Source organism: Shewanella algicola, from assembly GCF_014648035.1.
Classification (GTDB): domain Bacteria; phylum Pseudomonadota; class Gammaproteobacteria; order Enterobacterales; family Shewanellaceae; genus Shewanella; species Shewanella algicola.
Genome location: NZ_BMQI01000085.1, coordinates 1 through 9,248 on the forward strand (window position 1 = coordinate 1; position 9,248 = coordinate 9,248).

Sequence of the window (9,248 nt, forward strand, 5' to 3'; positions counted from 1 at the left end):
ACTCGCTCAACTGAGCGCGATTTAAGCGCTTGCTGAACACTTGCTTGGCGTGTTTATCCATCCTCAACACTTGAAAAACATTTTTTGCTAAATCAATCGAAATAGTGCTAACTTTCATGGTGGACGCTCCTTAAGTAACTGTTTGGTTCAACATCAGTTTGGCGCATTGACGCCGTATTAGGGAACGTCCATCTCATCACCCAAGATTGTTGGCTAAATATTGAGCGCTTAACTACGCTTTATTTACCCTTTCCAAACGGTAATTAAAGATGGCCAGACCAAGACAGACAATTTAGTTGGCTCAGTGTAAAACCTAGCTTCACATAAAGGGTCAACATGACAACTTACTTCATTTATACCAGGAAACAACGTGCGTCAGCATTGTTACTGATGTTAAATGCTGGCGTGGCATTCCTTTTATACATAGCAGCGCACAAATATCTGCCAACGTTAACCAACGATACTCATGCGTTAACACAGCTGTTTGATGTTGTTGATATTGCCATTTGGGTTGTTGAAGCGATATTGCTGGGATTAGCTTTATGGTTCTGGTTTGAAAATAAACAAATTAAGGTGTGTGTCACGCCAACCACTTTATCCTATTTTGATCCTACCTTTGGTGATGTGAGTTGGCAGGTCAAGGTTTCTGACATTACGCAATTGAAGCAAGTCAGCCATACAGGGCAAGAATCTATTTCAAACCTGATAGTGCTCAAAAATGGAGAGCATAGGCAGCTAATGTACTCAAACTATCGTGGATTTGATCGACGTGCTTTTTTTGATGCACTTGTATTAGCCAACCCAAATATCATTGTGCCAGAGAGTATATACAGCTACAAAATACAAAGGCCATCATGGGCTAAACGTATTCGGAAAAAGTTTGGCCTTGATGAGTAATCTTTTAAATAATAACGTTTGATCAAATTCATCTGAACCGGAAAAATTAAAGTTGTTATTAACAATGCCTTACCGACTCACCTTCCTCGGCAGCAACACTATCATTATGACTAGCTAAAATCATTTTATACACCATTTCTACCTCTCTGTAAGCGATGTCCACTATGGGCATTAAAACTAATAAGAGAAATACCGGATCTACGTTGACTCCAAAACAAATTAGGAGGAAATTGGTAGTGTAGGGAACAAAAATAAACCAGTTTTTGGTGGGTAATAAAGGTCGAAATCTAACACAAAGCGCTACATTCGTTCCCTTTGGTCACTGGGGCCAACAAAACTGCACTGTTAACTGATAATCGTGCAGTTTATATCATTACGCTTATCGTTAGGTGGTATGACATTAATAGGGCACTTGCTAAAGACTTTTTATCCAGAAGGAGTCCATTATGAATAGCAAACACAATCATGATTATAACGATCACCAGCTCGACCATAGTGACCACAAACATGACCACTTAGATCACCAACAATGGCAAGCCGACCATAGAAACTGGCGTATTGAGCACAGCAAATTGCTCGCTACCCTGCACAGCATCGAAGCCGAAATTCACCAACATGAAGCGCAAATTTTCGCGCATGAACACGAAATCATGACTCATGAGGTTGAGATTGCACGCCATGAAAAATTAATTGGTGCGCATGAACGCTCGGGTGAACGAGGAGGGCATAATGGTGCTCAGGTTAATCACGATACTCAACATAAGGCTCATAATGCTTTTGCGAGTAATCATGAGCAATTGAAACAACGTCATCAGTCAATTTGCCATAAGTTAAAAGGGCTGAATTTGTCCTAATGAGCGAATGGTTCGTTAATAAACTTGATTGCTATGACTGTTGGGAATGACGCCGCTAAAACATATCGAATTGCTAGCTGAAATCAATGTATTGCTACGGCAGCGTTACTCTGAAGTTTAGTCGCTATAGAGTAACGTTTATCTGTGGATGCATTAATAAGTTTTTGCTATAAGTGTTCATACTTTAATTGCTTCTTATTTCACAGGAATAAGCATGAAAACCATTGGTATGATTGGCGGCATGAGCTGGGAGTCGACGCAAAGCTATTATCAGGCGATTAACCAGGGGGTTAAGGCGGCCTTAGGTGGTTTGCATTCAGCGAAGATTTGTTTATACAGTGTTGATTTTGCTGAAATCGAAACGTTACAACATCAAGGGTTATGGGATGATACTGCCAAGATATTAGCAGATGCCGCTGTGGCGATTGAAGCCGGTGGTGCTGATTTTGTGCTTATTTGTACCAATACCATGCACAAAGTGGCTGATGAGATACAGGCGCAAATCGCGATCCCAATATTGCATATTGCCGATGCGACCGCCAGTGTACTACTGGCCGATGGCATCACTAAAGTCGGTTTGTTAGGTACTCGCTTTACTATGGAGCAAGACTTTTACAAACGCAGGATAAGCGACAATTATCCCATTGAAGTGATAGTGCCCAATGCTGATGACCAAACGCAAATTCACGACGTGATATACCAAGAATTATGCTTAGGTAAAATTAACCCAAAATCACGAGACGCTTACCTAACCATTATCGATAAGTTGTTTGCTCAAGGCGCGCAAGCGGTGATTTTAGGGTGCACTGAAATTGCCTTGTTAGTGCAGCAACAACACACTCAAGTACCGCTATATGACACCACTCAAATCCATGCTAACAGCGCAGTATCGATGGCATTAACATAAAAACGCCTTAGGTGCGGGGGCACTTAAGGCGTTGTGTATTACCGTTTAACTATAAACATTAGTCTTTATAAGCGCGGCCATAGAAGCTGTCTAATAACACTTGTTTAATCTCGCTAATGAGTGGGTAGCGAGGGTTAGCACCAGTACATTGGTCATCAAATGCATCTTCTGCAATTTCATCCAGTTTTGCGATAAAGTCTGCTTCGTTGACACCGGCTTCTTGAATAGAAGCTGGGATGCCAATGACCTGCTTAAGCTCTTCGATTTTCTCAATAAGCTTTTCAACTTTTTGCTCATCTGTTTTGCCACCTAACTTTAAGTGTTCACTAATGGCGGCATAACGACACAATGCTTTAGGGCGGTCGTATTGGCTGAACGCCGCTTGCTTGGTTGGCATGTCTGTGGCATTAAAACGAATAACGTTAGAAATTAATAACGCATTGGCCAAACCATGTGCTAAGTGGAACTCAGCACCTAATTTGTGCGCCATTGAGTGACAGACACCCAGGAATGCGTTGGCAAATGCAATACCAGCAATGGTGGCGCCATTATGCACTTTCTCACGGGCAACAGGGGCTTTTGCTCCAAGCTCATAAGCGTCTGGTAAGTATTTCACCAGTAAATCGAGTGCTTGCAATGCCTGGCCGTCACTGTACTCGTTTGCCATCACACTGACATAGGCTTCTAATGCGTGAGTTACCGCGTCAATACCGCCAAAGGCCGTTAATGACTTAGGCATATCCATCACAAGGTTTGGATCAACAATGGCCATACTAGGTGTCAGTTCATAGTCTGCAATAGGGTACTTTTTACCGGTCACTTCATCGGTTACTACCGCAAATGGTGTGACTTCTGAGCCGGTGCCTGATGTGGTTGGAATTGCCACCATTTTGGCTTTTCGGCCCATTTTAGGGAACTTGTAAATACGTTTACGAATATCCATAAAGCGTAAGGCTAAGTCAGCAAAATCAACATCTGGATGCTCGTACATGACCCAAATGATTTTCGCTGCATCCATAGGTGAACCGCCACCTAAAGCAATAATCACATCCGGTTGGAAGCTGTTAGCCACTTTAGCGCCCTGACGGACAATGGCCAATGTTGGGTCGGCTTCGACTTCGTAAAAGACTTCAGTTTCTAACCCTTGTGCTTTCAAAATCTTTAAGGTTTCGTTGCAATAGCCATTATTGAACAAGAACTTGTCGGTAATGATTAGCGCACGTTTTTTGTCGCTTAATTCTTCAAGGGCAATCGGTAAACTGCCACGGCGGAAATAGATTGATGATGGAAGCTTGTGCCACAACATGTTTTCAGCCCTCTTGGCGACCATTTTTTTGTTAATTAAGTGACTTGGGCCAACGTTCTCTGAAATTGAGTTACCGCCCCATGAACCACAACCTAAAGTTAACGATGGCGCTAATTTAAAGTTGTATAAGTCACCAATGCCGCCTTGTGAGGCAGGGGTGTTAATTAAAATACGCGCGGTTTTCATTCTAAAACCAAAGGCTTTTACGCGTGCTTCCTGGGTGTCTTGATCGGTATACAAACCAGAGGTGTGGCCAATGCCGCCTAAGGTGACTAATGCTTCAGCTTTATCCATGGCTTCATTAAAGTCTTTGGCTTTATACATACCCAATAACGGAGATAACTTCTCGTGGGCGAATGCTTCAACGTCATCAATGTCTGTCACTTCACCAATCAATACTTTGGTGTGGCCTGGCACGGTAATACCTGCCATAAGGGCAATATTGACTGCGCTCTGGCCAACGATGTCGGCGTTTAGGCCACCATTTTTAAGAATTACGCTCTGCATTGCAGCGGTTTCGGCTTTAGATAATATATAGCCGCCGTAATGAGCAAAACGTTCTTTGACTTGCTTATAGATGCTTTCTACTACAATAACCGCTTGCTCAGAGGCACACACTACGCCGTTGTCGAAGGTTTTAGACATTAAAATTGAACTCACAGCGCGTTTAATGTCGGCGGTTTCATCAATAACGATTGGGGTGTTACCCGCGCCAACGCCAATGGCAGGTTTGCCAGAAGAGTAGGCGGCTTTCACCATACCTGGGCCACCGGTGGCTAAAATGAGGTTGATTTTTTCATGGGTCATTAATTGATTAGACAACGCTACGCTGGGTTGATCTATCCAGCCAATAATGTCTTTGGGGGCGCCAGCTGCTACAGCTGCATCGAGTACGATTCTTGCTGCTGTTGTGGTTGAATTTTTTGCTCTTGGGTGCGGCGAAAAAATAATACCGTTACGGGTTTTTAAGCTTATAAGCGCTTTAAAAATCGCGGTAGAGGTTGGGTTGGTGGTGGGCACAATACCGCAAATAATTCCGACCGGTTCAGCAATCGTAATGGTGCCAAAGGTTAAGTCCTCAGACAAAATGCCACAAGTTTTTTCATCTTTATACTTGTTATAAATGTATTCAGAAGCAAAGTGGTTTTTAATCACTTTGTCTTCAAGCACACCCATGCCTGTTTCTGTAGCCGCCATTTTGGCAAGAGAGATGCGCTCATCTGCAGCCGCGAAAGCCGCTGCCCTAAAAATTTTATCGACTTGCTCTTGGCTAAAATTAGCAAATTCGGCCTGCGCCTTGGCAACGCGTTCTACCAGTAGGTCAAGCTCTTGAGTATTGGTGACTGTCATAATGGTTTCCTCTAAAAATATTCAACAAATCATTTTTGTAAAATATTCTTTGTAAATAAAATTACAGTTATTTGTGTTGTTTTGTTGTGATAACGGCCACATATTGTCGATAAATGTAATTTTATTACAACATCTGGCGCCTGTTTTTGAGTTTTTTGGAGCTAAAACCAAACGTTTCCCCTTGTGGTTATTAAAGTAAAACGAAAATGGATTATGTCCAAAAATGGTGCATTTAAACGTTTCAATTTAACGAAATAAAGTCGATTTATGCGAATTCAGTACGATGTAGTGATTGTTCTATATTCAAAATTGAGTGATTTCCGAACAGTCACAAGCCGTTTGTATATAAAAATTAACAATATTGAAATATTACACGATTGAATTTAAATAATATTTTATTACTGCTGTTGCTAAATAAGCAATAGCTAAAGCTTGTTTTGCTTATTTAAATAAAGAAATGTGATTGACATCAATATGAAGAAAAGGGAATATGCTCAACAGGAGGGCATGTGCCCACACCTAGGGCAAAAGCTTAAGTAAAGGTGCTGATGTGGACTTGTGAGTTGTTATTTTGCACAACGATGGCACATACCAGATTGAACGACAGTAAAATTTTCGAATTATTACTGAGCCAATGTACTATAGGGCATTGTTTTTACTCTATTCATTAAGGCGGGTTTATGAGCAACCACACACAACTGGTGATTTTTGATTGTGATGGTGTTGTGATCGACAGTGAGGTGATCAGTGCTAATGTGCTTATCGATAAATTGGCACTGTTAGGTGCTGAGATTGATATGGCATTTGTGCAGCAACATTTTTTAGGTTGCAAATTTGCGACAGTGGCTCAAAAAATTGAAGATTTATTGTCACTCACGTTATCGCCACAATTTGAATTAGAGTATCGCGAGCAACTGTTAGCTGTTTTTGAGCATCAACTCACCCTCACTGCCGGCTTTAATAAGGTATTGGCTCAGTTGACTGTCCCTTATTGTATTGCGACAAGTAGCAGTTTACCCAGAACCACCAAAGCGTTGTCTGTGGTTGGGTTAACCGATGTGTTTAGTGGTTGTGTGTTTACAGCAAGTGAAGTTAAGCGGGGTAAACCTGCACCTGATTTATTTTTACATGCAGCAGAGCGCATGGGTGTCAAACCAGAGCACTGCCTAGTCATTGAAGACAGCTTTTTTGGTGTAACAGCCGCTGTCGCAGCTAATATGCCGGTAATACATTATGTGGGTGGCGGACATATGGACCCAGATAATCAAACGGTGTTGCAGGCATTTTCGCAAGTACCAGTGTTGAAACACTGGGATGATTTTTCGGCAATTATGCCCGCATTGATGCGTTAAGACTGAATAGGATAAATATAAAATGGACAATAAATCTAATTCAGAATTAGCACGCTTAGAAGATGCAGCAAGAGCGGCATGGTTATATTACGTAGCTAAAAACACCCAAGACGAAATTGCACAAAAGTTAGAAGTATCAAGACAATCAGCACAACGACTTGTGGCATTGGCAGTCAGTGAAGGGTTGATTAAAGTACGCCTTGACCATCCAATTAGCCGTTGTATGGAGCTCGCCGAACAATTAAAGCTACAATTTAATTTGCTGGAATGCGAAATCGTGCCAAGCGATCCTGCTGACCAAAGCTCAACGCATGGCATAGCGCAAACCAGTGCCGCAGTGTTAGAGCGATATTTAAAATCAGACACACCAAAAACGCTAGCATTTGGAACTGGTCGGGCACTTAAGGCCTGTATTGATGAGTTACCATCAATGCAATGTCCACAACATAAAATTGTGTCGTTGCTCGGCAATATGATGTCAGATGGATCTGCTTCAGCATTTGATATTGTGGTGAGTATGGCTAACAGGGTACAGGCTAAACATTATCCTATGCCTTTGCCGGTGATTGCCCATTCGGTTGCTGAAAAGCAGCTATTACATGGGATAACCCCCGTAAAAAGTATTTTAGCGTTAGCCCAGCAAGCCGATGCAACTTTTGTTGGAGTTGGTCAAATGGGAGATAACTCACCATTAATGATTGATGGCTTTATTGACCAGGCAAAAGCGAATGAATTAGTCAGCGATAACGCTGCCGGTGAAATTATTAGTTGGGTGTATGACCAGCAAGGGCAATTAATTAAAAACGCAATCAATGAATTAGTGATGAGTGTACCGTTACAAATTAATGCTAACAAACCGGTATACGGTATTGCAGCAGGACAACATAAAGTAAATGCCATTTATGCAGCATTAAAAGGTGGCTTAATTAATTCATTAATCACCAATGAATATACAGCTGAACAAATATTACAAAAAATTAAATAATTTATGTTGTACAACAACATAAGAACAAGAGACAAATGGGGTTATTATTTCTAATGCAACGAAATAATAAATAGTCAAAAAGGTAAGTTGTGTAATTTTATCATCGTATTTAGGTGAGGGATTAATTTACCTGAGCAAAAACAGGAATATAAAAATAATGACAACAAGTCAACACTCCCATTCATTTGACAAAATGAATGAAGAGCAGCTTCCAGTTGCCAAAAATAAGCTCCACGGTTGGAAACATTTTGCGGGTTTATATGCTGGGGAGCATGTGGCCGCAACAGAATTTGTTATTGGTGCCACTTTTGTTGCCTTAGGTGCATCAACCATTGATATTCTATTAGGGTTACTGATTGGTAATTTATTAGCCATGTGCTCTTGGTGGTTATTAACTGCGCCTATTGCAGTAGAAACACGCTTAAGTCTCTATAACTATTTAAATAAAATTGCCGGCGATTCAATGACCAAGCTCTATAACTGGGCTAACGTGGTTATTTTCTCGGTGATATCCGCCGCGATGATCACCGTGTCATCCACTGCGGTTCGTTTCTTATTTGATATTCCCGCCCAATTGAATTGGTATCCTAACAGTCTTTGGTTTGTGATGATTGTATTGGCCGTCGGTTCAATCGTTGTAGTGGTCGCCATGTATGGTTTTTCAACCGTTGCTGACTTTTCTAAAATCTGCGCCCCCTGGTTGTTTGTTATCTTTATTGCCGGCTCATTCAGCCTATTTCCAGCGTTATCAAACCATGTAATAGGTACGACAACCTTAGGTGGTTGGCAAGATTTTATGACCATTGGTGACAGTTCAATATGGACTGGGCTTAATGATGAAGGTGAAAAGGGCATTGGCTTACTTGAAGTGATAGGCTTTGCCTGGGCTGCCAACTCGATTACCCATTTTGGTTTAATCGACATGGCTATTTTCCGTTTTGCTAAGCGTAAAAGTTATGGTTTGTTTTCTGGCGTAGGGATGTTTTTTGGTCACTACATAGCGTGGATTTCTGCAGGCATCATGGGTGCAGGTACTGCAGTATTATTAAAAACCACCATTACACAGCTCGATCCGGGTGACGTGGCCTACCATGCTTTAGGGTTTTCTGGGTTTGTGATTATTATCATTGCAGGTTGGACAACGGCAAATGCTAACTTGTACCGTGCAGGCCTTGCTGCGCAATCTATCTTTGTGAATCAATCACGTGAACGCACTACTGCCATCGTTGGCCTGGTTACGGTTGTGATTGCCTGTTTCCCATTTGTATTTACTCAAATGTTACCACTATTAACTTATGCGGGTTTATTAGTTGTACCAGTGGGCGGGATTGTTTTTGCGGAACATGTGTTATTCCCTAAAATTGGTTTAACTCGCTATTGGGCTAAGTATCAAAATTTAACTAAAAGTACACCAGCAATTGCGACTTGGGCATTGGCTTTAGTCTTTGGTTTTGGGTTAAATAGTTTAGATGTTATTTCGTTTTATTATTTATTTATTCCAACATGGATATTTACCATCATCATTTATACCGTGCTCATAGACAGGATCTTTAGCGATAACGCTATATTTTAGGTAGAAAAAAGGCCTTATTTATGA

General features: G+C 41.4%; 6 protein-coding genes and 2 pseudogenes. 6 read left to right on the forward strand and 2 right to left on the reverse strand.

Going from position 1 to position 9,248, the window contains the following annotated elements:
• Window positions 1–118: pseudogene (locus IEY42_RS21015) on the reverse strand (IS110 family transposase); the annotation flags it as partial.
• A gap of 218 nt (window positions 119–336) precedes the next feature.
• Here IEY42_RS21015 and IEY42_RS21020 point away from each other — a divergent pair.
• The 3 genes from IEY42_RS21020 (at window position 337) to IEY42_RS21030 (ending at window position 2,658) form a co-directional block, all read left to right on the forward strand.
• Window positions 337–897, forward strand: a complete 561-nt coding sequence (locus IEY42_RS21020; RefSeq protein ID WP_188927154.1) for a hypothetical protein — start codon at window positions 337–339, stop codon at window positions 895–897.
• A 446-nt stretch (window positions 898–1,343) separates the two neighbouring features.
• Window positions 1,344–1,751, forward strand: coding sequence for a hypothetical protein (locus IEY42_RS21025; RefSeq protein WP_188927155.1), 408 nt, complete (start codon window positions 1,344–1,346; stop codon window positions 1,749–1,751).
• A 214-nt stretch (window positions 1,752–1,965) separates the two neighbouring features.
• The gene (locus IEY42_RS21030; RefSeq protein WP_188927156.1) at window positions 1,966–2,658 is read left to right on the forward strand and encodes an aspartate/glutamate racemase family protein; all 693 of its coding nucleotides are present in this window, start codon (window positions 1,966–1,968) and stop codon (window positions 2,656–2,658) included.
• 58 nt (window positions 2,659–2,716) lie between these two features.
• Here the strand turns inward: IEY42_RS21030 and adhE are convergent, their stop codons facing one another.
• Window positions 2,717–5,314: a bifunctional acetaldehyde-CoA/alcohol dehydrogenase gene (gene adhE, locus IEY42_RS21035; RefSeq protein WP_188927157.1), complete on the reverse strand. Its 2,598-nt coding sequence runs from the start codon at window positions 5,312–5,314 to the stop codon at window positions 2,717–2,719.
• Window positions 5,315–5,994: 680 nt separating this feature from the next.
• Here adhE and IEY42_RS21040 point away from each other — a divergent pair.
• The 3 genes and pseudogenes from IEY42_RS21040 to IEY42_RS21050 all read left to right on the forward strand — a co-directional run.
• The gene (locus IEY42_RS21040; RefSeq protein ID WP_188927158.1) at window positions 5,995–6,666 is read left to right on the forward strand and encodes an HAD family hydrolase; all 672 of its coding nucleotides are present in this window, start codon (window positions 5,995–5,997) and stop codon (window positions 6,664–6,666) included.
• Window positions 6,667–6,688: 22 nt separating this feature from the next.
• Complete coding sequence (locus IEY42_RS21045) at window positions 6,689–7,651, forward strand: sugar-binding transcriptional regulator (RefSeq protein ID WP_188927159.1); 963 nt, start codon at window positions 6,689–6,691, stop codon at window positions 7,649–7,651.
• Window positions 7,652–7,808: 157 nt separating this feature from the next.
• Window positions 7,809–9,188, forward strand: a pseudogene (locus tag IEY42_RS21050) (purine-cytosine permease family protein); the annotation flags it as partial.
• Between the last annotated feature and the right edge of the window lie 60 nt (window positions 9,189–9,248).

What these genes read in the sequence shown, in the direction of transcription:
- IEY42_RS21045 (WP_188927159.1), top strand. Translation starts at nt 6,689, where the DNA reads ATGGACAATAAATCTAATTCAGAATTAGCACGCTTAGAAGATGCAGCA.
- IEY42_RS21040 (WP_188927158.1), top strand. Translation starts at nt 5,995, where the DNA reads ATGAGCAACCACACACAACTGGTGATTTTTGATTGTGATGGTGTTGTG.
- IEY42_RS21030 (WP_188927156.1), top strand. Translation starts at nt 1,966, where the DNA reads ATGAAAACCATTGGTATGATTGGCGGCATGAGCTGGGAGTCGACGCAA.
- IEY42_RS21020 (WP_188927154.1), top strand. Translation starts at nt 337, where the DNA reads ATGACAACTTACTTCATTTATACCAGGAAACAACGTGCGTCAGCATTG.
- IEY42_RS21025 (WP_188927155.1), top strand. Translation starts at nt 1,344, where the DNA reads ATGAATAGCAAACACAATCATGATTATAACGATCACCAGCTCGACCAT.
- adhE (WP_188927157.1), bottom strand. Translation starts at nt 5,314, where the DNA reads ATGACAGTCACCAATACTCAAGAGCTTGACCTACTGGTAGAACGCGTT.